We start from the raw sequence: 1,181 nt of genomic DNA, 5'->3' as shown, positions 1-1,181 counted from the left end.
GCACTGGACGGCGCGAGCGCCGGAGCACCGGACGCCAAGGAGGAGCTGCGGGGCACCGTCGCGCTGGTCGGCGGTGGCCCGGGAGCGGACGACCTCATGACGCTGCGGGGCAGGAATCTGCTCTCGCGCGCCGACGTCGTGGTGGCCGACCGGCTCGCGCCCCAGCGTCCGCTGGGGGAGCTGCGTCCGACCGTGGAGATCGTCGACGCGGCGAAGATCCCGTACGGCAGGTCCATGGCCCAGGACGCCATCAACCAGGTACTCGTGGACCGGGCGCGGGAGGGCAAGTTCGTCGTCCGGCTCAAGGGCGGTGACCCGTTCCTCTACGGGCGGGGATACGAGGAGGCACAGGCCTGCGCGGAGGCCGGGATCCCCTGCAGTGTCGTCCCCGGGGTGTCGAGCGCGCTCAGCGTCCCCGCCCTGGCAGGGATCCCCGTGAGCAACCGCGGCATGACCCATGAGGTCACCATCGTCTCGGGTCATCTGCCGCCGGGCCACCCGGGCTCTCTGATCGACTGGGAGGCCCTGGCACGGATGCGGGGGACGCTGGTCATCCTCATGGGGGTCAAGAACTCCCCGGCCATCGCGGAGTCGCTCATGACCGGTGGGCGGTCGGCGGACACACCCGCCGCGATCATCGTGGACGGGAGCCTGGACGGCCAGTTGGCGCACCGGTGCACCCTCGGGACCATGGCGGACACCCTGTCCAGCCATGACGTACGGCCACCGGCGATCGTGGTGGTCGGTGCGGTCGCCGGGCTCCCGCAGGTGCTGACCCGGGCCTGAGGCGGCTCTCAGGGGCGGGTCACCATCGTCAGGGTGGTGGCCGAGTCGTGCTCGAGCGTGTGTCCGGCCCGCCTGGCCACCCGCAGCAGCGCCGGGATGTCCGTCATCTCCGCGCGTGAGGTCGCGAGCGATCTGGCGAGGAGCCCCTTGTGGTGCTTGGAGAAGTGGGAGACCACCTTGCGGGTGCCGTCCGGGTACTGGGTGACGACGTCGACCGTGACGGCGCCCGGAACCGGTCCCAACTGCTGGTAACCCCCTGACCGGAGATCGATCACGAGGTCGTCCGCCCACTGCGAGGTGGCGGCGGTGAGTGCGGGCTTCCACACGGAGCGGAGCGTGCCGAGTCCGGGTAGTCGGGTCCCCGCCGAGAGTCGGTAGTGGGGGATGGGGTCGGC

2 protein-coding genes are annotated in these 1,181 nt (G+C 71.5%); one reads left to right on the top strand and one right to left on the bottom strand.

The features are described 5' to 3' along the window. Nucleotides 1-786 (top strand): uroporphyrinogen-III C-methyltransferase (cobA, locus tag G6019_RS16740; protein WP_182628109.1); only part of this gene is annotated, 786 nt, incomplete at its 5' end. An 8-nt stretch (nucleotides 787-794) separates the two neighbouring features. On the opposite strand, the gene yaaA is transcribed toward cobA, so the two are convergent. Next, nucleotides 795-1,181: peroxide stress protein YaaA (gene yaaA, locus G6019_RS17535; protein ID WP_241726122.1), on the bottom strand; the 387-nt coding region annotated here is incomplete at its 5' end.

Source organism: Dietzia sp. DQ12-76 (genome assembly GCF_014145045.1).
Taxonomy (GTDB): domain Bacteria; phylum Actinomycetota; class Actinomycetes; order Mycobacteriales; family Mycobacteriaceae; genus Dietzia.
Note: the sequence above shows the minus strand (reverse complement) of the source record. Positions and strands in the feature narration are given on the sequence as shown.